The following is a 22,609-nucleotide window of genomic DNA, read 5'->3' on the forward strand; positions in this document are numbered from 1 at the left end:
CGAATTTCTCCCTCCTCACACCGAGCCCATGCCCACCCTGCACGCCCGCCGGTCGACGCTGCCGAGCGCACCACGCAGTGCAAAGAGATTCCCCACCGTCCGGCCTGAAACCCTCTCATCGGCGAATCGAATTCGAGAGGGGTGTGGTGCGGGTCACGTCCCTGAAAACTCTTGGCCTAGTGCATCACCGTGGTCGTCGTGCGAGGTGCGCCGGACCGCTTGCCCGGCGTTGTCGCGAGACGGATTCATCGGAATGAGCGCCGGCAGCGCATCCGCATGTTGCGCGAGCCGTCTGAAGGACTCCACAAAAGAACCGGCGAACCGTGATCGCCGAAGCAACTCGGCGGAACGCGGTGTTTTCTCTGGATCTGCGAAGGGATGGTGACGGTCGTTGATGAGGCGAGGCGTGGCACTCGCGGCGGTCTTGCTGCTCATGGCCTCCGGCGTTGGCGTGGCGCAGAGCCCCGGGTCAGATCTGGATCTCACCGTAAAGTACGGTGTGCTGGTTGCACTCACCGGCCCCAGTGGAGCGTCGGGCCAGCTCTGGAATCAGGCGACCGCCGTAGGCGTGGCGTACGTGAACAAGGCGCTCAAAGAGATGGGTCTCTCGAGCCACGTGAAGGCCCAACTCATCGACTCCCAAGACAGCCAGAGCCAGGCCGCCTCGGGGGTGGAGGGGGCGCGGAAACTTGTCTTCATCGATCACGCCAACGTCGTGATGGGCGACATTTTGAGCGCGGTTACCGCGGCGGTGGCGACGTCCGTCACGATTCCCAACCACGTCGTCGAGTTCACCGGAGGTACGGCTACCTCGCTGCCCGATATCAACCCGAAAGGGATTCCTCCGCTGTTGTATCAGCCGCCTGCCTCGAATGCGCTCGAGGGCGTCGTGCTCTCGCAAATCATGGCCGCGGCCTTTGGCAAGAGAGCGGCCGTGAACGTCGCCGCGGAAAATGATGCCTACGGTGCCGGCCTCGCCGCCGACTTCAAAACCGCATGGACGGCAAGCGGGGGGACGATTCCCCAGTACATTCTGTACAACGAGACGCAGCCGACGTTGGACACCGCCGCGCAGCAGCTCGTGCAAGGGTCTCCCGCGGGGTGGCTGATTATCGACTTCTGCAGCAATCTGCCCAAACTGGTCGATCCGCTGCAGCGGACCGGCAAATGGCGGCCGGACAAAACCTTCGGCGGCGACACCTTGTCCGATTGCAAGTCCCAGGGGCAGACGTCAGTCCCGGGGATGCGTGTCGCGAAACCGTATGTGGGCGGGGGCAGCACACTCCCCCAATACCAGGCGTACTACGAACAGACCGCAAGCGGCGGTGGCGGGTTCCAAGGATGGACCGCCGAGGCGTTTGACAGCGTGATTGTCTCGTTCCTGGCCGCTGTTCAGGCCAAATCCGCAGATCCCGCGAAGTTCGCTCAGTACATCGTTCCGCTGACGAACCCGCCAGGGACGAAGTTCACATTCCTCCAGCTCGATAAGGCGATCGCCGCAATTTTGAGAGGTGAGAAGGTACAGTATGAGGGCGTGTCGGGCCCGCTGAACTTCTTGAGCAACGGAGCGACCGGGGCCCCTGCGTTTCAAATCTTCGAAATCCAGCCCGATGGGACAAGCCGGGTTGTGAAGGAGCTTATCGTCAAGACGCGCCGGCCCTAGTGTTTCCTACGGACCAGGATCGCGAGGTGCTTCAGTTCTTCGTCCCCATCGAGACGAGGCGACGACGCCGTGCGCCCGGGGTCGGCGCCCGATCGGCGTGTGGTGAGCGGCGCGAGCGAAGTGCGCGCTGTTCGGCGCGGGGCGCAGAGGCAAGATCGACATCCCGCGCAGCATGACACCGGACAGGCCGAGTGCGCCCCGCGTGCCGACCCACGTCCGATCGACCCAGCGCGACGTGGTCGTCATCGGCGGTGGCCCGGCCGGCATGGCGGCTGCGCTCGCGGCGTCCCAATGCGGGGCCCAGGTGACGCTGGTCGACGAGCGATCGGCTCTCGGCGGACAAGTCTACAAACAGTTCAACCCCGCGTTCCAGGTCACGGACGAAACCGGGCAAGGGGCTCAGTACCGGAGAGGGCGCGACATGATCGCCGCGGTGTTGGCGAGCGCGGTTGAGGTGCTCACCGATACCGTCGTCTGGGGGATCTGGGGGCGGGAGGTCTTCGTCTGCCGCGGCGAGGAAGAGGTGCACCGAATTGAGGCGCTCACGATCATTATTGCCGCGGGGGCGTACGACCGGCCCGTGCCGTTCCCAGGATGGACACTTCCGGGTGTGATCACGGCCGGGGGCGGGCAGTCGCTGGCCAAAGTGTTTCGTGTGGCGCCGGGGCATCGAATCCTCATGGCCGGGTCGGGGCCATTGTCGCTGTCATTTGCCGCCGAACTCAAGCACTACGGCGCGAACGTGATCATGCTGACCGAAGCCTGCAGACGCCCGACTGTCGCGGCGATCTGGCGCCTGTTATGGGCAAGCCCGGGCAATGCGGCGAGTCTGCGCGATGGGTTGGCCTATCTCACTGCGCTGAAGACCCACAGAATCCCGGTCCGGTGGTCGACGATCGTGTCTCGTGCCGAAGGGCGGGACCGGGTCGAGCGCGCCGTCATCGCGAACGTGGACGAGCGCTGGCACGTCATCCCGGGGTCCGAGGACGTTCTTGACGTGGACGCGATCTGTCTTGGGTACGGTTTGTGCCCGTCCAATGAGCTGACGAGGCTCTGTGGGTGTGCGCACAACTATGATGAACAGCACGGCGGATGGGTGCCGTGGCGTGACGAGTGGATGCGATCCTCCGTGCCTGGCGTCCTGGTCGCCGGCGATTGCGCCGGCATCTCCGGGGCGGCGACCGCCGTCGACGAGGGATATGTGGCCGGCCTCGCTGCGGCTGTGGACACCACTCACCTGAGCGTCGCCCGGGCGACGGCGTTGGCGGAGCGCGCGCGTCGGAAGCTGCGCCGTCAGCGGCGGTTCCGCGCTGCCCTCGATGCGATGTACCCGGTGGGCACAGGCCTGTACGATTTGGCGGACGAGAGCACCGTGATCTGCCGGTGCGAGGAAGTCACACTCGGCGAGATTCGGACGGCGCTGAGGCAGTGTCCGCCAGATGCACACGGCGTGAAGGCGTTCACTCGCGCGGGGATGGGGTTCTGTCAGGGTCGCGTATGTGGGCGCCAGGTCGCCGCCGAAGTCGCCGCGGCGTCCGGCCTCCCGATCGGCGCGGTCTCCCCGTCATCCGTCCGGCCGCCCGTGAAGCCGCTCCCGATCGCCGCAGTGGCCGCCGAGATGCCGGAACGCCGGCGTCCGATCGTGAGCTTGGAGCCCTGATGGACAAGGCCTGCGCGCGCGGTCTCCCTGACGGATCGGTGGAGACGGATGTCGCCATTATCGGTGGCGGCCTTCTTGGCTGCGCGCTGGCGTTCAAACTCGCGAAGGCGGGCGTCGACACGATGCTCCTCGAACGCGGGGAATTGAACCGTGAAGCATCGGGAACCAATGCTGGCAGCTTGCATATCCAATTGCTGCGCCCGCCGGGAATGGACGAGGCGTGGCTGGAGAGGTTCAGGCCGTTGGTCCGGCTGCACATCGACGCCGCGAAGGCCTGGCGCGGACTCGAATCCGAGGCCGGGATTCAGGTTGGCGTCCGGATGCACGGCGGCCTGTTCCTCGCCGAGACCGAAGACGAACTGCGCATCTTGCAGAAGAAGGTGGCCGTTGAACGCGCCGAGGGACTCGACACGACGCTGATCAGTGGTGACGAAGCCCGCGCCATGTGTCCCCTGCTTGCGCAATCGGTGATCGCCGCCGATTATTGTCCGGACGACGGGCTGGCCAACGCGCTGCTCGTCACGCCGGCGTTGGCGCGCCGCGCGATGGACTATGGGGCATGCGTGGCGACGCATCATGAGGTCCTGGCGATCACGATCCGCGGGGTCAACGACTTCCTCCTCGATACCACCAAGCGTCAAGTCCGGGCCCAACGGGTGGTCGTGGCGGCGGGGCCGTGGACGGGACGGGTTGCGAAGATGGTGGGGATGGATCTCCCGATCGGCCCGAACGTGCTCAGCATGAACGTGACCGAGGCGCAGCGTCCGGAACTTGATCTGCTCATCCAGCACATCGGGCGGCGACTTACGCTCAAACAAACGGAGAGCGGCACGTACATCGTCGGCGGGGGTTGGCCGGGGGAGTATGCAGCTACGGGCAATTGGAAGGGTACGACCGTCGAGAGTTTGGCCGGGAACATGGGGGCCGCTGTCGCGGTCCTCCCGCGGATCGCGCGGCTGCGCGTGCTCCGAACGTGGGCCGGCCTGGGCGCCAACACCCCTGACTGGCGTCCCATTATCGGTGAGTATGCTCCTGCGCCGGGCTTCTACGTGTTGTTCGCCGGCCTTGGGTTCACGCTGGGCCTGACGTGCGCCCAGCGCATGGCCGATCTGCTGAGACAGCCGACGGGCGCGCACAGTGCCGCTGGCACGGCCTTTGCCCCGGGACGATACATCGAGTCCCCTGCCGGCAGTGCCTAGGGCCGCGGCATGGTGAACGAATCGCACATGGGAAGTCTGCTCCTCCAACTCATCTACAACGGGCTCGTCGAAGGGGCGATTCTGGCGTTGGCGGGCCTCGGCGCGACGCTGGTCTGGGGCATACAGCGTGTCGCCAATTTTGCCCACGGCGACTACATGACCCTGGGCGCCTACGTCGCGTTCCTCCTGGACGTGACCTGGTCCTTGAACCTTGTCGTCGCGGCGATCGGCGCGGCGGTGGCGACCGCGGCACTCGCCGTCGGGCTGCATTTCGTGCTCTTGAGGCCGCTCCGCGGTCGTGGCTTGGTCGCACTGTCGCTCATTACCGTCGGGTTGGGGTTGGTGCTGCGGAACGCGCTGTTCATGGTGGCGGGGTCGCAGCCCCGGCAGTACGCCTTCAATCAGACCGCCGTGATCGATCTTCGCTTCATCCGCGTCGCCCCGGCGGAGCTGTGGACCGGGGTGGCCGCATTGGTCGCCGTGCCCGCGATCGCGGCGATGCTGGCGTGGACCACACTCGGCAAGACCATGCGGGCTGTGGCCGACAACCGCGATTTGGCAGAAATCGCCGGCATCGATACGGACGGCATTGGACTGTATGTGTGGATCGTCGCCGGGGCGCTCGCCGGGCTCGGCGGGGCGATGCTGGCGCTGGTCCAGGGTACCTTCGATCCGAACCTCGGGTTCAACGTGCTGTTCCTGATCCTGACCGTGGTCGTGCTCGGCGGCATCGGCAATGCGTTCGGTGCGTTGCTCGGCGGGCTCGTCCTCGGCCTCGTGATGGAGGTCTCCACGTGGCCGCCGCTCTTCGGCGGTGTGCCGACACAGTACCAGCCCGTCGTCGGGTTTGTCGTCTTGATCCTGCTCTTGATGTTTCGACCGCAGGGGCTCCTCGGCAAGGCGCGGGTCCTGTAGGGAGGTTGTGATGGACGCCTTGAATCCGGCATTCTGGGTGTTCGTCGGCGTGGTGGCCGGGATCTATGGGCTGCTTGCGCTGGCGCTCTACGTGCAGTTCTCGATGGCCGGATTGCCGAATTTTGGTCATGTGGCCTTCATGGCGCTCGCCGCCTATACGATGGCGCTCCTCGTGATCCGCGCCGACGTCGCCCTCGTGTGGGCCGGGGCGCTGGGGATCGCCGCTGCCGTCGCCTTGGGACTCCTGCTCGGTATCCCGTCGGTTCGGTTGCGTGCGAACTACCTAGCGATTGCGACCGTCGCGGGCAGTGAAATGATTCGATATCTTTCCACCAACCTGAGCCTCACCGGCGGCGCGGTCGGTTCCGTCGGAATGCTCGGCCCCACCCACTTCGCGACCTACACCGGCTCGTGGCAACCGTTCATCGAAGGCATCACCGCGATGCTCCGCCGCGTGGTGGGCGGTGTCGCCACCACCGATTTCAGCATGTTCTGTGTAGTCTGGGCGACGCTGGCACTCTTGTTGGTGCTGTTCCGGCGGCTCGAGAAATCGCCGTGGGGCCGGGTGATGAAGTCGATTCGCGAGGACGAAGAAGCAGCCGCGTCGCTCGGCAAGAACGTGGATGCGTACAAGCTGCAGGCCCTCGTCCTCGGAGGGATCCTCGGCGGATTGGCAGGTGTCCTCTGGGCGCTGGAAATTGGGGTATTCTCCCCCGATGACTTTCAGCCGACCTTGACCTTCTATGCGTACCTGATCCTGATCCTGGGCGGAATGAACCGCATTTGGGCGATCCCGATCGGGGCGGTGTTGTTCGGCGTGCTGTATTCTGGGACGCGGTTCCTCGGCTTCTTCCCGCTCTCGCTGGTGGACTCCGGCGAGCGCGCGTATCTCCGGCTCCTCATCGTGGGCGTGGTGTTGGTGGTGCTCATGGCGGTGCGGCCGGAAGGCATGTTCGGCAAGCGCGAAGAGCTTGTGCTCGAGAAATGACGGGGCCAGCCTTGGTTGTGGACGGCATTGCGCGCCGGTTCGGCGGCGTCCGCGCCGTTGACGGCGCGAGCTTCACGGTGCAGGAGGGATCGATCACCGGGTTGATCGGCCCCAACGGCGCCGGGAAGACGACGGCGTTCAACATCATCTCCGGATTTCTTCGTGCAGATGCTGGGGCGGTCACGTTTCGCGGACGCCGCCTGGATTCGCTGCCGCCCCATCGGGTGGCCCAGGCCGGCGTGGTCCGCACGTTCCAGGCCCCCCGGATTCTGACTCGGATGTCGGTCCTCGAGAACCTCATGCTCGGCGGCGTCAATCAGCCGGGGGAACGCCTGGCGCTCGCGTGGCTACATGGGTCGGCGTCCCGGCGGGAACGCGAAGTGCGCGCGGAAGCCCTGGCGGTGCTCGAGCTCCTGCGGCTGACCCATCTCGCGCCGGCGTATGCGGGGACCCTCTCGGGCGGCCAGCGCAAGTTGCTCGAGCTCGGCCGGGCGCTCATGGCGGCCCCCCGCGTGCTGCTGCTGGACGAGCCGCTCGCCGGGGTGGCGCCCGCGCTGGCAGACCAGCTCCTCGACCATGTGACGATGCTGCGCAATCATCGAGGCATGACAATCCTGATCATCGAACATGACATGGAGGCGGTGATGTCGATCTGCGATTGGGTCGTTGCGATGGACCAAGGTCGGGTGATCGCGTCGGGAACGCCCCGGCAGATCCAGGCGAATGAGCAGGTCATCGCATCCTATCTTGGCAGCGCCGGCACGGCGCCCCGGTGATCCCCATGGACCCCCCGGGCGCAGGCGCGACGGGATCGCCGGATTGCATTCTTAGCGTTGCGGACGTCCGGGCGCGCTATGGTGACGAAGATATCGTGAAGGGGGTATCGCTCGACGTCCCTCGCGGGTCCATTGTCGCATTGTTGGGCCCCAACGGGTCCGGCAAGTCGACTCTGCTCAAGGCGATTTACGGTCTACACGTCAAGCGGACCGGGACGATTCTGTTCCGACCCCGAGGGCAGCAGGTTGTCGACCTGATCCGCCTCAAGCCGCACGAGGTCACTGCGCGCGGCGTGAACCTGGTGCCCCAACTTGCCAATACGTTTCCCGACCTGTCGGTCTACGAGAACCTGGAAATCGGGAGCATCCACGACCGGAAACGGACAGCCCAGCGGATCGAGCACGTCCTTGGAGTTCTTCCGTTGTTGCGGGTGCTCTTAGGGCGACGGGCGGCGACCTTATCCGGCGGCCAGCGGCAGACGCTCGGGATCGCGCGTGCCTTGATGTCGGAGCCCGAGTTGCTGATCCTTGACGAGCCGTCGGCAGGGCTCGCGCCCAGCGTGGTTGACGACGTGTTCGCGCAGGTGCAAGGGATCAATCAGGGAGGCGTGAGCCTGCTCATCGTCGAGCAGAAGGCTCGCCAGTGTCTCGCGATCGCCCACTACGGCTACGTGCTGGATCAAGGTCGCAATCAAATTGACGGCCCGAGCGCGCGCCTGTTGGAGGATCCTGAGATGGTCCGGCTCTACCTAGGAGCTCGGCGCCGCAAGCCAGAATCGAATTGACCAACACGGAGCGGGTGCGACGCGTTGGCGGACCGCCGATCGGCCCGCTGTTGCGGACGATGTTTCGGGAGTGTCACGACGTGTCGTCCGGAACGGGATCCATTGGACGGCCGCAGACGACGCGTGAATACGGGGCGGCTCCGGCGGTTCACGCGGGCGCTCATCAGCACCTGGCATTCACGCCGCCGGGGTCGCGACGCGCAACGAAAGGACAGCCGTGATGCATTCGCCTGGTAACGGTGAGACGAACCTGCGCTTGAAGAACGGTGTGCAACGCGGTCAACAGGTCACGATCTTCCTGGATGACCACCCCTTGACGGCCTATCTGGGAGAATCTGTTGCAGCGGCGCTGATGGCGGAGGGGCACATCGCGTTTCGACGCACGGCTCACCGCCGCGAGCCGCGGGGACTGTTTTGCGGCATGGGTGTCTGTTTTGACTGCCTGGTTGTGATTGACGGGCAGCCCGGCCGCAGGGCGTGCATGATCGAGGTGCGCGACGGGATGCATGTCCATCTTCAGCGTGGATGGGGCGAGGACGATACCTAGGTCTAAACGCGCAGGACATGCGTGACACATGAGGTTGGAACGCTACGCCTCCTCGGGAGGTGGCCCGTGCGCCCGGATGGACGCGCCATCGGGCATCGGCTTGGATGGTTTCGACGGATGAACTCCCTGGCGATGAGATTCATACTCACGAACCCCTACGTATCAAGCCGTTCCGAGCAGATGTCGTCAATGGGGCAGAGGGCTGGCGTGGGGACGAGGTAGGTTGAAGACCTGCACCGTCCCGCTGCGTGTTCCTGCGAACCGGCCTGAATGACCTTGCCAGACCCCGCGTAGTGCTGGCTTGTGACCCTGCCGGGCTCTGTGCGCCTGGCGCCGGCGCAGGGTGCTGACACACCGACGACACCCGTTTCGACGTACTTCACTCCATACGCGGGAATCCCCGTTCCAAAGGGAAGCCCCCTTGCGGAAGGATCTTCATTGATCGACGCGAAGATTGTTGCTCCATGACGGCAACATTGTTGCCGAAGAGGCAACGCCTAACAAGACGGTTGGAATCCGTCTACCGGGCCGCGAAGGCGCTGAGTCTGTTCCTCGAATTGGATGTGGAGAGCGGGCTTCGTGTGACCGAGGCGGCACGAAAGCTTCGTGTCAATAAATCGACAGTCTCTCGTCTCTTTGCGACCCTACGCGATCTGGGCTTTGTCACTGCGGACGTAGACCGTGGCTGCTACTATGTGGGCCCGACCGCGTATGCCGTGGGGTGTCGGTTCTCCGGGGCAGCGCTGGCGCGCGCCGTGCAACATGTCATTCGCGATCTCTCGGGGCAAGCGTCGAGCACTGCTCAGTTTGGGATGCTTCAAGGGAACCGGGTCGTCTTCCTCACGGTCAATCCCGGACCCCACCGCCTGCGCGTCGTTGCACGGCCGGGCGACATTCAGTACGTCCACGCATCAGCAATGGGCAAGGCGATACTGGCCGCATTGCCGGTTGGTGTGAGGGACACGCTGATTACCACCATGCTTGATCGCGCGGGGTTGTTGCCGGCGGTCGGGCCCCGCACCTATCGAGATCCGGCGGCGCTCCGCACAGATTTGGTGCGTACGGCCAAACTCGGCTACTCAGTCTCGAATGAGGAGGGTGCTGCCGGCATGGTGGGGATCGGTTCATACGTTGGGAATGTGGCGGGTATCCATACAGCCCTCAGCGTTGCCTTCCCCATTCATCAGCACAAGGGGACAGCGCGGATCGACGTGGCAACGTCGGTTGCCAAAGCGGCGCTGACCGCGCGGCGTCTACTCATTCCGGATGGTGTCATCCCGGTCACCGCGCCTGAGGGCCCGGACGTCCCGGAGTGGAGCGGTGTTGCGAACACCCACACTCACACGCCCCCATGGGTGCGCCCATGAGACTGATCGATCTGTCCCAGGTGTTTCGGTCGGGCATGATGAGCGGCGTCGCTGACGAGGCCCCCGAGGTGGCCGTGCGCATCCGTGAAGTACGCTCGGTGACCCGCGACGGGATTAACGGAATGGAGATCATTCTCGGCAACCATGCCGGAACCCACATCGACGCACCGCGGCATGTGATTCCCGGAGGCGGCACGATCGCGAACCTCAATCTCGAGCTCTTCTTCGGGCCCGCCGTGGCTCTCGACGTACGGAAGGGCGACGATGCGCCGATCACCGTGCAAGACCTGGACCGAGACGGCACCATCCGTGCCGGAGACATGGTCTTCCTCGAGACCGGGTGGTCCGCGTACGCCGGCACGCCGAGATACAGAGACCATCATCCCTACGTGGATCAAGAAGCCGCACGGTGGCTCGTGCACCGGCAAGTGCGCGCCGTTGGTATTGATGCGTCGAGCCTAGACGTGCCGCGCGCTGTTCGGCCTCCGGGTTTTCGCCATGAGACGTTGCGGATCATCCTTGGGGCCGGGATTCCCGCCATTCACGGGTTGGCGAATCTTGCCGCCATCCGCGGCCGTCGCTGTGCCGCCGCGGCGTTCCCCGTCGTCTTCGATGGATCGGATGCAGGCCCGGCCCGAGTTGTCGCAATCCTTGAGGCTTCAGAATCCTTCGGCGACACGGCCTAGATGGGCACGACCATGCGGAAGCGCTCAACGGACCGGACTCAGGCTCCAGTTGGAGGGAGGCGAGATCCGATGTTGCTTCGCATCGCACAACGACTCGTTGCCTTGGCCCTCGGAGGGGTGCTTGCGTTTGCGGGTGGGGCTTACGGGGCCGCTCCCGGGGTCAGCCTCAAACTGGCCGATGTGCTGTCGAGTACCGACGCCGGGACCGCGACCCTCAACAATTTCGCGCGTCTGGTGGCGACAGACACCAACGGCGAGGTCCAGGTGACAGTGTACCCGAACTCCCAGTTGGCGAACGAGACCACGATCGTCTCTGCGCTCCGCACCGGGACCGTCGACATGGGGCTCGCGTCCGTGGAGTTTTGGACGAAGCTCATTCCGGGGGCGGACGCGTTGGAGTGGCCGTACGTCGTCACGAGTTGGCAGCAGGCGGCCGCGATTGCCACGAACGATGCGATCAACAGCGCCTACAGCCAGGCGTTCGGCCAGTACGGTGTGGTCTTTATCGCGGCCTTCCCGTACACATGGAAGCAGCTGCTGAGCACGAAGCCGGTCAGCTCCCCTGACGATCTTCGGGGCTTGAAGATTCGAAATGCCGCGGGCGCGTCCACGGATTTCTTGAAGACCTACGGTGCGAACGTGGTACTACTGAGCAACACGGAGCTGTACCAGGCGTTGCTGACCCATACCGTCGATGGGGCAAATCTGTCGATCAGCCAGACGATCTCCCTGAAGTTCTACGAGGTGGCGAAGTACTTCACGCTCTATCAACAATCCATGATCTGGCTGCCGATCTTTATCTCCCAGGGCCAGTGGCAGAAGTTGACTAAACAGCAGCAAGACGGCATGATGCAGGCCGGCCGGGAGATGATTCGCGACCAGGTCGCCTCGGCGGTGAAGAGCGAGATGGACCAGCAGCAGATTCTCGCGAACGATGGAGTGCATATCATCGCCATTCACGATTTTGCGCCCTGGAAGAAAGTGGTGTCCACGGAGATGGTTAAGAAAGAGGCCGAATACCCGATGGCGCACCGTCTTTTGACCCTCGCGGCGAAGCTGAACAGTCCGAAGTGAGTCTGCGAGAGGGTGTGCTTCGGATGCGGGACGGCGCCGGTCTCCCTGACGCGCGCCGTGTCACAGGCGTGGCTCCACTGTTATGGGCGCACGCCGCATTGACCGGGGTGGTGGCGATCGCCGTGGCCACCACCCCCGTGATCGTCCTCGTCGAGGTCGCCGCCCGCAACGTCTTCGCCGTATCCGCGACATGGTATCAAGACGCGATCGCGCTGTGCGTCTATGTGGTGACGTTCATGGGGGGTGCCCTCGCATACGATCGCGGGCAGCACCTGCGGCTTTCGGCGCATATCCAGCGGCTCCCTAAAGGGGCGCAGATGGTGGTGGACGGCGCCGCGGAGTGGATCGTGCTGTGCACCGCGGTGTGCATCGCGGCGAGCTCCCTGCGGCTGCTTCAGGTCGACTGGATTCAGACGATGCCGGTCCTCCAGATTTCCGAAACCTGGGCGGTGCTGCCGCTTCCGCTCGGTCTGCTGATCGTTGCGTGCATCGCGCTTGCCCGGATCTGGCAGTTGCCGCGGCGAGTTGGCGTCCTCTCCGGCGCGCCGGTGGTGGGCGTCGCCGCCGCCATCGTGCTCGTGACGCATCTCTTCCCGGCGGTGTGGCGGATGTTCGGTGTGAGCGGGCCTATGGCAGCAGTGCTGGGTACGAGCGCGCTGTGCCTGGGAGTCCCCGTCGCCTTCGTCTTCGCGGGCGCCGCGCTAATCTACTTTTACCTTTCCGGCACGGCGCCGCTCGTGGCGGCACCGCTGGCGATGCACAGCGGTGTGGGGAATTTTGTCCTCATCGCGTTGCCGTGCTTTTTTCTTCTCGCGTATCTGATGGATGAAGCGCAGCTGGCGGCGCGGCTTGCGAGCGTGGTCAGCGCGCTCCTGGGCGTGGTGCGACACAGTGCGATGTACGCTATCATCGCGACGATGTACGTGTTCTCCGGACTGTCCGGCTCGAAGAGTGCGGATATCGCGGCGGTCGGTCGTGCACTGCTGGCCATCTGCGACGAACGCGGATATCGACGGGCAGACAGCGCGGCCGTGCTGGCGGCCTCGGCCGCGATGGGCGAGACGATTCCTCCGAGCATCGCCCTGCTTGTCCTCGGATCGATCACAACCCTCTCGGTTGGCGCGCTGTTCCTGGGCGGGTTGCTGCCGGCCGCGGTCATGGCGGCGGCCTTGGCGCTCGTCGTTTCACTCCGTCCGGCTCCTGCGGGCAAACCGTCCGTGATCACGGACCGGACGCCCCTCGCCTGGTGGCGGGGGGTGGCCGGCGTACTCCCCATCGTGGCGGGCATCGCGTTTCTCGTCGGAAGCATCGTCACCGGCATGAGCACACCCACCGAAGCGTCGGCGCTGGTGGTGTTGTTCATGGTGGTCCTTGCAACGGCCGCCTATCGCAGTTTGAACTGGCGCGCCGCGACGCGTGCGTTGGTCACGACGAGTTCTTTGTGCGGAGCGATCCTTCTGGTCGTGGCCGCGGCCAGCGCGGTCTCGAACGCCGTGGGATTTTCGGGTGTACTGAACACCGTGGGCGCGATCGATTTCGGACCCGACTGGCTCTTCTTTCTCGTGTCCATGGTGGTGCTGCTTGTCGCGGGAGCCGTGCTGGAGGGACTGCCGGCGCTCCTGCTGTTCGTGCCGATCTTGATGCCGATGGCGGCGAAGCTCGGCATCAACCCGCTCCAGTATGGGATCGCGGCAATCATCGCCATGGGCATCGGCGCGCACACGCCCCCTGTCGGGATCGGCTTGTACACCGCGTGCGTGGTCGGCGACACATCCGTCGAAGCGGTGGGCAAAGCGATTCTGCCATATCTGTTGGTGCTGTGCGCGGGGCTGCTGGCGGTTCTGTTGGCCCCGCAGCTCTCGCTCTTTCTTCCCACGGTGGCCGGCCTGAGGGTGCGGTAGCATGCGTGTTCCGCTGGACCGACGGACGCGCACACGGGGCGGAACGTCAAGAGATAGGAGAGGATCAGGATGAGCGTGCTTGTGACGGGCGGAACCGGAGGGATTGGCAGCGGCGTGGCGAGGTTGCTTCTCACTAGGGGGCACGAGGTCGTCGTCTACGATGTGAGCCCCCTGCGCCCCGGCAACAAAGTGCTGGACGGCTTTGGCCATCGCCTGACGGCGGAAGTCGGCAGCGTGACTGAGATGGGACGACTGATGGATGTCGTCAGGAGTCACCGCGTGACGGGGATCATCCATTTGGCCGGCATGCTGCCGCCGCACATGAATAACCTCCGGCCGATCGAGGCGCTCAGCGTGAACGTCATCGGAACAACCACGGTGCTGGAGGTAGCGCGCATCCTGGGGTTGGGCCCGGTGATCGTCGCCAGCGCCGCCGGGGTGATGGGGCGCGCGAAGGACGTCACGACGTTGCGCGCGGAGGAGGACGTGAGCCTTCCGCTCGTAGGGATCTATCCGGTGAGCAAGCTGGTCAGCGAGCAGCTCGTGTACACGTATCGGCAGCTGCACAAGCTGAATACCACGGCGGTCCGGCCTCGGAACGGCTACGGACCGGGTACGTCGTATAGAGTCCAGCCGCTGTACGACGTGGTATACGACGCGGTTGCAGGCAAGGATGTGGTGCGAAAAACAGGCGGGGCAGCGATCTTCGACTACACGTACGTCAAGGATCTCGCGACCGGCGTTGTGCAGCTCTACGAGATGAAGTCCCGGCCGCCGCACTACGTGTACAACTTGGCGCGCGGACAGGGCGTGACGATGACTCAGGTGTTCGACGCCGTCCAGAAGGTCTTCCCACATTTGCGCATCGAGGTGGGTCCGGGGCCGTGGGAGGGTGTCGTTGAAGGCGGTCGGGAGCTGGACCTGACGGTCTACCCCGCCGTGATGCCGCTTCAGGATATCTCGAGGGCGCGGGAAGACTTTGGTTTCGACCCGCACTGGGGCATCGAGCGCGGCGTCGCCGACTGGGTGCGGTGGCTACAGACCGGAGAGTACGGCGAGTACTGATCCGCGCGCGCCAGCGAGAAGAGGGTGAATCGTGGGGCGATGGATCGACATCAGCATGGCGCTCACCGACGGGCTGCGCTCCAATCACTCCAGGCCCGGGGAAGAGTTCCGAATCACGTACGACATCACACCGGCCGACGACCCGGAGAAGCGCAAGACCGTGCGCCGCATCAACACGCGCCTGCATGCGGGCACGCATATTGACTGCCCCGAACATCTCGTCGTCGGCGGGAAGCGCGTCGACCAGTTCCCGATCGAGACGTTCGTCGGACGCGCGGTGGTCGCCGAGATGCGTCACAAAGCGCCGCGCGGGGTCATCACGGCGGCAGATCTGGACGCCGCGGTGGGCCGCGCGGTGCGGGCGGGGGATATCCTCATCGTGCGGACCGGCTGGAACAGCCGATACACCGAACCCGATTTTTTCAGCGATTCGCCGTTTCTCCACCCAGACGCCGCACAGTGGTGCATTGATATGCGCGTGAAGATGGTCGTCGTCGACTGCTTGTGCGACCCGATCACGGCGGAGCTGCGGATCGGAGAACTGGACGCGTTCAAGCGGAAGGTGTTGAGTGCGGGCATCCTCGTCATGACCAACGCCGACCGCCTCGACCAGATCACGAAGAAGGAGGTTACCCTCTATGGCTTTCCTCTGCGGATCTCACCGTCGGAGGCGGCGCCGACTCGCGCCGTCGTCTGGGAGGAGTAGCGGCGCCGCCCGGCCGCCGCGGATGTCGATTCCCCCAGAGGGCACGTGCGTGCCGGGAAGGAGAGGCCGCCGATGAAACTCGCGACGTACATGCCGCGCGACGCGCAGTCGCCCAACGCTGGCATCGGCGCGGTGCTCGACGGCACGCTCATCGACCTCAACTACGCCTACGCTCGCTACCTGCGAAATGTCGACGGCGAACTGCGGGCGTACGCGCTGGCAGATGCGCGAGTCCCGCGCGATATGATCGGGTTTCTCCAGGGCGGGCAGCGGGCGATCGACGCGGTGAGGCGCACGATTCAATTCGTACGAGAGTCGCCAGCCGACGCCACGGGCATCTCGGGAGAGCGGCTCCGGTACGAGCTCCACGAGGTGAGGCTGCTGGCTCCGATCTCGCGCCCTGGAAAGATCCTAGGCGCGGGAAAGAACTATCTGGATCACGCTCAAGAGGGCGCTGCCGCGGGGCAAGCCGTCGAGATCCAGCCATTTCCGCGGGGGTTTGTGAAGGTCTCCTCGGCCGTGATCGGCCCCGACGATCCCGTTATGCTACCCCACGTGACGGCGCAGCTCGACTACGAAGTCGAGCTCGCCGTCGTGATCGGGAAGCCCGGGCGCTACATTAGCAAGGCGCGCGCCTACGACTACGTGGCTGGCTACACTATTCTCAACGACGTCAGCGCGCGCGACATCCAGGCGGCGGAATCGAAGTACGGCAACCACATGATCGCGAAGAACATGGATACTCTCTCGCCCATGGGACCGTGGATCGTGTTGAAGGATGAGATCGAGGATCCGATGCACCTGGACGTTCGGCTGTCCATCAACGGAGAACTGCGTCAGCACTCGAACACATCTAGCTTGATCCACGACATCCCGGCGATGATCGAGCGGTGGTCATGGGGAACCCTGGAGCCGGGCGACGTCATCGCGACGGGCACGCCCGCCGGGGTCGCGCTCGGCGGGAAATACCCGTACCTGCGAGTGGGGGACTTGATGGAGTGCGCGGTGGAGAAGGTCGGCGAGCTCCGCAACCGTGTGATCGCGGAGCCGGAGGCCGGCGAATGACGACGATGATCACAGGCGTGGGCGCGGTCGGCGCGCACGTCGCATGGAAGCTGCAGGAGATGGGAGAGCGCCTGGTCCTGTATGATCTGAACCCGCGGATCGATTTCCTGCGGACGATATTTGATGTAGATCGAACGAACGTCGTTGTCGGCGATGTCAACGATCTGCGTTGCCTGGTCGCGACGATCGAGACGGAGAAAGTCGACCGAATTGTCCATCTGGCCGGGGTGCTGACCAAGCACCTGAAGGACAAACCCTACGACGGCATTCATTTGAATATCCTCGGCACAGGCTCGGTCCTCGAGGCGGCCCGGCTGAGCGGTGTTAGACGGGTTGTCTTTGCAAGCACGCGCGGAGTGAATCAGCTAGCAATGCCGCCGACACACGGGGAAACTCTCGACGAGGATTTCACCATGCGGGTACTCAGCAACCGACCGAGGACGATGTACGAGCTCAGCAAGCTGACCGGTGAACACTTGGGACTGTTCTACCACGACGCCCATGGCGTGGATTTCGTCGCCATCCGTCTTGCGGGCGGCTTCGGGCCGACATCCGGGGCGCCGAGCGGGCTCACCGGCACCGTGCTGCGTCCGCTGGTGTTTGAGGCCGCGTTGGGCAAGCCGGTCACGATCGACGACCCCTCGCTCACCTACGCGGGTCGACACGAGTTCATCTACTTCAAGGACGACGCGGAGGCGGTCGCACTCGCGTGCTTCAGAGAAGGCTTGAAGAAGCGAGTCTACAACATTCGCATGGGGACCACATACCGATATCAGGAAGTCGTTGATATCGTGCGACGGATATTCCCCGACGTCCCTGTTGAGATCCGCGCGGCCTCGAACACATCAATGAGTCCAGGGCGTGCTCCTCGCGACGACGTCGCCGACACGACGGCGGCGCGTGAGGAGCTGGGGTGGGAACCGAAATACGATCTCGAGACTGGGATTCGGGACTGGGCGGGGTGGATCAGGCGGACTGCACGCGGGACTGTCGACGCGTAGCTCCGCCCGTGCTTCGCGGGTGGGCAGCGTTCGGAGTTTAGAAGGGAGGATGGATCGGTGACACAGGACCGATATGCGGCTGCGCTGGCGAAGGTCAAGGAATATCGAGGTCAGTCCGCGACGCTGGGCCAGGGACCGATGGCCGAGCTCGCGCCCGACGTCGACCGTATGAAGGATGAGTTCCTATGGGGGCTGTTGTGGAGCGACCCGGCGGTTGACATCCGAACTCGCAGCCTGTGTACGATCAGCGCGCTGATTGTTCTGGGGAAAGAGGAGCAGCTCAAGAACCATATGGGTTGGGCACTGCACGTTGGAGTGACCAAGGAGCAGATCGTCTCGATCGTTTCGCAGATGCTGATCTATGGTGGTTTGGCTGGCGCCCACAACGCGATGAGAATTGCCAAGGAAGTGTTTGCGGAAAAAGGCCTGCTGTAACCGACCACGAGCGGCGAGCAGCGCCGGTGACGTCGAGGGGCGATTCGCTGACGGCGCTCATGGCGCCGGAGGCGTGGGCACCAGAGAGACAGCCACTGGCTGTTGACTCGCTGACCGGTCTTTCGATCGTGTTGTCGATGGCGACACTCAGGAGGGAGCAGATCATGGCCGGCCCAACAGCACCCAAGTCATCCAGGGTCGAAACGCGGTCGCCGGACTTCCGGCTTTGGCTCAACGGCCGAAGTTGCCCGGCACATTCGGGCGGAACGTTCTTGCGCCCAAACCCGTTCGACGGCTCCATCGCGGCGGTGTTCGCCAATGGAGATGAGACCGATGCTCGGGCCGCGGTCGCCATTGCTCGTGCCGCCTTTGATGACGGGCTGTGGCCGCGAAGTGCGGCGCGACGACGCTTCGAGGTCCTCATGCGTGCGGCTCAGATCCTCTCCGACAACGCGGTGACCGTGGCCGAGAGGATGATTTTTGAGTCCGGTAAGCCGCGCTCGGTGGCTCTGGGTGAGCTTGGCGTGGCGGTCAGGACCTTGGAATTCTATGCGGGTGCGGCCCTGGACCTCGAGGGGGCGGCCATCAACGATCGCGTTCCCGACGCCCTCGGCCTCGTGCTTCTCGAGCCGGTCGGCGTGGTGGGTTTGATCACGCCTTGGAACTTTCCGCTGCTGAACCCGGTTGTCAAGATCGCGCCGGCGTTAGCGGTCGGGTGTACTGTCGTGATCAAACCGTCGCACTTGTGTTCGGGTCCGGTCCTGCTGCTCGCGCAGTATCTTGCCGAAGCGGGCCTGCCCGAAGGAGTGCTCAACGTCGTCACGAGCGATCTCGAACGGGGCGCGGTCGTGGGTCAACTGATCGCGCAATCACCGAGTGTCGATAAGATCGCCTTTACCGGATCGACGACCACCGGTCGCGCCGTCATGCGGGCCGCCGCCTCTACCACCAAGCGCGTTTCGCTGGAGCTCGGGGGGAAGTCCGCAAACATCGTGTTCGCCGACGCACCGTTCGAGGAGGCAGTGGCAACATCTGTGAACGCCTTCTGCCACAACAGTGGTCAACAGTGCTCAGCTGCGACCCGCCTCCTGGTCCAGCGCGACATCCACGACCGCTTCGTCCGAGCCTTGGTGGAGCAGACGCGGCGTCAGGTCTTGGATGATCCGGCGAAGGGAACGACCACCATGGGCCCGATCGTGAACGAGGAGCAGTTCAAACGCGTTCAGCAGTATATTGCGATCGGCAAGAGTGACGGCAGGCTGATCGTTGGAGGGGATCGACCCCCGGGGGCAATGTTCGAGGACAGCCTCTTCGTTGCACCGACGATCTTCGACGGTATAGACAACTCGTCGCGGCTTGCTCAGGAGGAGGTGTTTGGACCGGTCCTGGCGGTCATCCCGTTTGACACTGAGGAGGAAGCGATCCGCATCGCGAACGGCAGTCGCTATGGTCTCGCCGGCGGGGTGTGGACAAACTCCATCGGGACCGCCCTGAGGGTCACAAGGGCGGTGCGCACCGGGAAGATGTTCGTCAACTGCTACAATAACTCAGGTCTTGAAGATCTCCCCCACGGCGGTTATAAGGACAGTGGCATCGGACGGGAACAGGGGCGGAAGGGCCTGGAGGAGTACCAGGAGGTCAAGACCGTCCAGCTCAAGTTCGGCAGGTAGGAAAGAATCCGGTGGCTAGGTTCGACCACCTCGGCCGCACTGGTCGCGGTCACCAGACTGAGGTCGAGCGCGTGACGCTCGATCAACCACCCTCCGCCATGTCCAGGGTCGCGCAGCATAGTTCCGCTGAACGCTGTCGTTCCTCATCGTTCGGCTACCGACCTCGATACAGCTGTTACGGGCAAACCGGATGTTTCCTGCTGGCACGCCCGTAGCTGCGGAATTGGAGGAACGGGATGGAGAAGACTGAGGTACACTTCTACAGCGCGGGGCATAGGCTGACTGGGTACTGGTATGCGCCACGCACGTCTGCCGGTCCGGTGCCTGGTATCGTGTGTTGTCATGGCTTTTCGGGCATGATCGACGTCCAAATGGTGGGCATCCCCGAGGCGCTAAGTGAGGCCGGCTATGGCGTACTCACCTTCTATTCCCGCGGGATAGGAGAGAGCGAGGGGCCCAGGGGGCGCGTGATCCCTTGGGAGGAAGTTGACGATGCGCGCAATGCGATCACTTACCTCCAGACGCGCGATGAAATCGATCCCAAGACGATCGGGGTCTTTGGCAGCGCGTGGGGTTGCAGTATCGGGGTGAGCGCGGCCGCAATTGACAGCAGGATCAAATGCTTCGTCGGAACCGTGGGGATCGGGGATTGTGAGCGCTGGCTGAAGGGCGAGAGGCCGAGATGGGAGTGGACGAAGTTCCTCAAGCGGCTCGAAGAAGATCGGAGTAAGCGGGTCCTCACGGGCAAGTCGGCCGTCGTGCATCCCAACGAGATCCACATTCCGGATCGGGCCGCATCCGAGGCGAGGGACCGTCAGTGGAATGCCTTCATCAAGAAATCGGGCTACGAGGGGTATCCGCTGGAAACGGCCGAGGCCGTGATCGAGTTTAAGCCTGAGACACTTGTTCACCGGATCAGCCCCCGGGCGGTGCTGTTCATCCACATGGGGGATGACGTGACGGTCCCGGCCGAAGAGTCCCAGAGCATGTATGAGCGAGCCAAAGAGCCAAAGAAATTGGTCATTATGGAAGGGCGTGCCCACTACGACACGTTCAAGTTCACGAATCCAGAAGTCTTCGCGCAGATCATGTCGATCGCGATAGATTGGTATGATGAGCATCTCAAGGGCGACAGGCAGCAGCAGAACGTACGCGTACCGTAGTGAGCATTCGCAGATCAGTAGGCTAGCATACGCGTGGTGAAGATGAGCTTCCCGCGGCGGGGTTCATTCGCTGACACCGGCCGCCGACGCCGCGGCCGAGGTCGTGGCGTGTGCCGCCACCGGCCTGGCCGGCGAGCGCGGGAAGCTCTCGGATTTGGGGCTCGTCCAGATGGAGCGACAGATGCTGCTCCCCACCGTCATCGAACCGGCCTAACGTGGGCCGGCGGCCCCGGACGTCTTACCCGCGAACCAGCGCGATGCCGAGCGCCGAGATTCCGCCGGCGATGAGGACGACCGCACCGAGCCGTGCGATGCGGCCGCCCCAGGGCGGGATCTTCTCGGCGAGCACCCAGATCGCGATCGCCGCCGCCCACGCCACGTTCATCAGGCCGCCGACAAACAAGAGGCTCATCAAGGCGGCGCAGCAGCCGAGGCACGAGACCGCGTAGCGGAGGCCCTGGAGCACCGCGTGCGGCGCCCGCCGAGTCTGCCCGCCTGCCAGACAATCGTCCAGCGCGCGGCAGCGCTCAAGGCACGCGCGCTTGAGCGGTGTCAGTTGGTAGAGTCCGGCGGTTACCACCACGAGCCCGGCGAGCGCCGCGCTTCGGACTGCCATCGCGTCTGACAGGAGGTGCGCAGTGTCAAGCGCCCACTGAAGACCGGTCGCCGCGGCAGCGAACCCAGCCCAGATCACCAAGTACCCGGCGGCGAACCATGCCGCCCGGCCGACACCACTGGCAGTGTCGGCGGGTCCGAGACCCGCCCGGCCGGTCATCCTGAGGACGGCGGGCGCCGGGCTCGGCAACATCATGGCGGTCATCATGACGGTCCACATACCGAGCATCAGCGCAGTGTAGCCCGGCGTCCACCCGGGTGCCATCTGCGCCATCGGCATGCCGGCGCCGGCCGTTTCCATCCCTCGCATCGCGGCACCCAGTCCGGCACCGGCGGCGAGGTAGAACCCCGCCGCGCCCGCGAAGGCGCTGAGGCCGGCAAGGGCCAGCCCGGCGCTCCAGCGCGCGCTACCGGCCGTACTCATCGTGGCACCGCACCCAGAACATCGGGAAATCGTGGCCGGCGCGACATCGGTCTACCCCTTGTACTCGTCGTGGCGGCGCCACCAGCCGCCCGTCTCGTTACGTCCTCTGGGGGCGCGATCGAGCCACTGATACATGCCCCAGAGACCGTCGAGCCCCCGCGCATAGGTGGAGTATGTGTGGTAGACGATCCCGGTCTCGAGGACGAAGGCGCTCATGCCGGGCCGTTCGCGTATGTACGTGGCCACATCGGTTCCGCACATAGCCGCGTGGGTGACGGTGCCGCCGCCACCCTTCGGCTCGCGCCATGCGGCCTCGCGCCGGTAGTTGTATTCGATGCCGCCCTCGCGTTGCTGCTGCTCGCTGAACCCGACGCTGAAGTCGGTGTTGAAGTCGCCGCCGAAAGAGGACGCCCACGGAAACGTCCACCCCATCCGCCGCTTGTACGGCCGGAGCTTGGCGAGAGGCGCTCGCGACACCGCCCAGAGCATGACGTCATGATTGGCCAGATGAATGGCGAAGCCGTTGAAACCGTCCGCGATCGCCGAACAGGACGGACAGCCGGCGGCGTAGTCGGGCCCGAACATGAAATGATAGATGAGAAGCTGCGAACGCCCGCGGAAGAGGTCGGCCAATGAAGCAATCCCTTCGTCGGTCTCGAAACGATAAGCCTTGTCGATCTGAACCCACGGTAATTCCTGACGACGCCGCGCCACCTCGTCGCTGTGCCGCGTGAGCTCCTTCTCCGCCCTGAGCAACGCTAGGCGCGCTGCCAGCCACTCTTCACGTGTCCCGGTTGCGTGTTCCATCGTCCTCGTTCACTCCCTTCTCGGATGTTACGGTCTGCCGCTGGGCCGTCGCGAGATATAATAGGGCCGGATACCGGACGGGTGGGAGTGACAAGTG

21 protein-coding genes are annotated in these 22,609 nt (G+C 64.5%); 19 read left to right on the top strand and 2 right to left on the bottom strand.

What is annotated here, in order from left to right; all coding sequences use genetic code 11:
* Window positions 1-406 precede the first annotated feature (406 nt).
* The 19 genes from VKZ50_19410 to VKZ50_19500 all read left to right on the top strand — a co-directional run bounded on the left by VKZ50_19410 (window position 407) and on the right by VKZ50_19500 (window position 20,666).
* Window positions 407-1,663 (top strand): ABC transporter substrate-binding protein, encoded by a 1,257-nt coding sequence (locus VKZ50_19410; GenBank protein ID HLJ61899.1) that lies wholly within the window; start codon window positions 407-409, stop codon window positions 1,661-1,663.
* A gap of 202 nt (window positions 1,664-1,865) precedes the next feature.
* A complete protein-coding gene (locus VKZ50_19415; GenBank protein ID HLJ61900.1) occupies window positions 1,866-3,323 on the top strand; it encodes an FAD-dependent oxidoreductase in 1,458 nt (485 codons plus the stop codon).
* Window positions 3,323-4,522 carry an FAD-dependent oxidoreductase gene (locus VKZ50_19420; GenBank protein ID HLJ61901.1) on the top strand — a complete coding sequence of 400 codons (1,200 nt, stop codon included), beginning with the start codon at window positions 3,323-3,325 and terminating at the stop codon, window positions 4,520-4,522. The genes VKZ50_19415 and VKZ50_19420 overlap by 1 nt, the downstream gene beginning before the upstream one ends.
* 27 nt (window positions 4,523-4,549) lie before the next feature.
* Window positions 4,550-5,437: a branched-chain amino acid ABC transporter permease gene (locus tag VKZ50_19425; GenBank protein ID HLJ61902.1), complete on the top strand. Its 888-nt coding sequence runs from the start codon at window positions 4,550-4,552 to the stop codon at window positions 5,435-5,437.
* A gap of 10 nt (window positions 5,438-5,447) precedes the next feature.
* Window positions 5,448-6,425 (top strand): branched-chain amino acid ABC transporter permease, encoded by a 978-nt coding sequence (locus tag VKZ50_19430; protein ID HLJ61903.1) that lies wholly within the window; start codon window positions 5,448-5,450, stop codon window positions 6,423-6,425.
* Entirely contained in the window at window positions 6,422-7,201 is a 780-nt protein-coding gene (locus VKZ50_19435; GenBank protein HLJ61904.1) for an ABC transporter ATP-binding protein, read from the top strand. Before VKZ50_19430 ends, VKZ50_19435 begins: the two co-directional genes overlap by 4 nt.
* Before the next feature lie 95 nt (window positions 7,202-7,296).
* Window positions 7,297-7,986, top strand: a complete 690-nt coding sequence (locus tag VKZ50_19440) for an ABC transporter ATP-binding protein (protein HLJ61905.1) — start codon at window positions 7,297-7,299, stop codon at window positions 7,984-7,986.
* 256 nt (window positions 7,987-8,242) lie between these two features.
* Window positions 8,243-8,533, top strand: a complete 291-nt coding sequence (locus VKZ50_19445) for a (2Fe-2S)-binding protein (protein ID HLJ61906.1) — start codon at window positions 8,243-8,245, stop codon at window positions 8,531-8,533.
* 464 nt (window positions 8,534-8,997) lie between these two features.
* Window positions 8,998-9,900: an IclR family transcriptional regulator gene (locus tag VKZ50_19450; GenBank protein ID HLJ61907.1), complete on the top strand. Its 903-nt coding sequence runs from the start codon at window positions 8,998-9,000 to the stop codon at window positions 9,898-9,900.
* Window positions 9,897-10,586, top strand: a complete 690-nt coding sequence (locus VKZ50_19455; GenBank protein ID HLJ61908.1) for a cyclase family protein — start codon at window positions 9,897-9,899, stop codon at window positions 10,584-10,586. Before VKZ50_19450 ends, VKZ50_19455 begins: the two co-directional genes overlap by 4 nt.
* Window positions 10,587-10,655: 69 nt before the next feature.
* Entirely contained in the window at window positions 10,656-11,660 is a 1,005-nt protein-coding gene (locus tag VKZ50_19460; protein ID HLJ61909.1) for a TRAP transporter substrate-binding protein, read from the top strand.
* A gap of 68 nt (window positions 11,661-11,728) precedes the next feature.
* Window positions 11,729-13,561 (top strand): TRAP transporter large permease subunit, encoded by a 1,833-nt coding sequence (locus VKZ50_19465; GenBank protein ID HLJ61910.1) that lies wholly within the window; start codon window positions 11,729-11,731, stop codon window positions 13,559-13,561.
* Between the two features lie 69 nt (window positions 13,562-13,630).
* Window positions 13,631-14,626 carry an NAD(P)-dependent oxidoreductase gene (locus VKZ50_19470; GenBank protein ID HLJ61911.1) on the top strand — a complete coding sequence of 332 codons (996 nt, stop codon included), beginning with the start codon at window positions 13,631-13,633 and terminating at the stop codon, window positions 14,624-14,626.
* 31 nt (window positions 14,627-14,657) lie between these two features.
* The gene (locus VKZ50_19475; GenBank protein ID HLJ61912.1) at window positions 14,658-15,332 is read left to right on the top strand and encodes a cyclase family protein; all 675 of its coding nucleotides are present in this window, start codon (window positions 14,658-14,660) and stop codon (window positions 15,330-15,332) included.
* 72 nt (window positions 15,333-15,404) lie between these two features.
* Window positions 15,405-16,397, top strand: coding sequence for a fumarylacetoacetate hydrolase family protein (locus VKZ50_19480; protein ID HLJ61913.1), 993 nt, complete (start codon window positions 15,405-15,407; stop codon window positions 16,395-16,397).
* A complete protein-coding gene (locus VKZ50_19485; GenBank protein HLJ61914.1) occupies window positions 16,394-17,398 on the top strand; it encodes an NAD(P)-dependent oxidoreductase in 1,005 nt (334 codons plus the stop codon). The genes VKZ50_19480 and VKZ50_19485 overlap by 4 nt, the downstream gene beginning before the upstream one ends.
* A gap of 57 nt (window positions 17,399-17,455) precedes the next feature.
* The gene (locus tag VKZ50_19490) at window positions 17,456-17,833 is read left to right on the top strand and encodes a carboxymuconolactone decarboxylase family protein (GenBank protein HLJ61915.1); all 378 of its coding nucleotides are present in this window, start codon (window positions 17,456-17,458) and stop codon (window positions 17,831-17,833) included.
* Window positions 17,834-17,892: 59 nt separating this feature from the next.
* On the top strand, window positions 17,893-19,503 hold the full coding sequence (locus VKZ50_19495; protein ID HLJ61916.1) for an aldehyde dehydrogenase family protein: 1,611 nt from the start codon (window positions 17,893-17,895) through the stop codon (window positions 19,501-19,503).
* 236 nt (window positions 19,504-19,739) lie between these two features.
* Window positions 19,740-20,666, top strand: coding sequence for an alpha/beta hydrolase (locus VKZ50_19500; GenBank protein HLJ61917.1), 927 nt, complete (start codon window positions 19,740-19,742; stop codon window positions 20,664-20,666).
* Window positions 20,667-20,904: 238 nt separating this feature from the next.
* On the opposite strand, the gene VKZ50_19505 is transcribed toward VKZ50_19500, so the two are convergent.
* Together VKZ50_19505 and VKZ50_19510 are read right to left on the bottom strand one after the other, a co-directional pair.
* Window positions 20,905-21,705: a DUF2182 domain-containing protein gene (locus VKZ50_19505; GenBank protein ID HLJ61918.1), complete on the bottom strand. Its 801-nt coding sequence runs from the start codon at window positions 21,703-21,705 to the stop codon at window positions 20,905-20,907.
* 51 nt (window positions 21,706-21,756) lie between these two features.
* Window positions 21,757-22,512, bottom strand: a complete 756-nt coding sequence (locus VKZ50_19510) for a DUF899 domain-containing protein (GenBank protein ID HLJ61919.1) — start codon at window positions 22,510-22,512, stop codon at window positions 21,757-21,759.
* Between the last annotated feature and the right edge of the window lie 97 nt (window positions 22,513-22,609).

It is taken from the genome of bacterium (genome assembly GCA_035295165.1).
Lineage (GTDB): Bacteria > Sysuimicrobiota > Sysuimicrobiia > Sysuimicrobiales > Segetimicrobiaceae > JAJPIA01.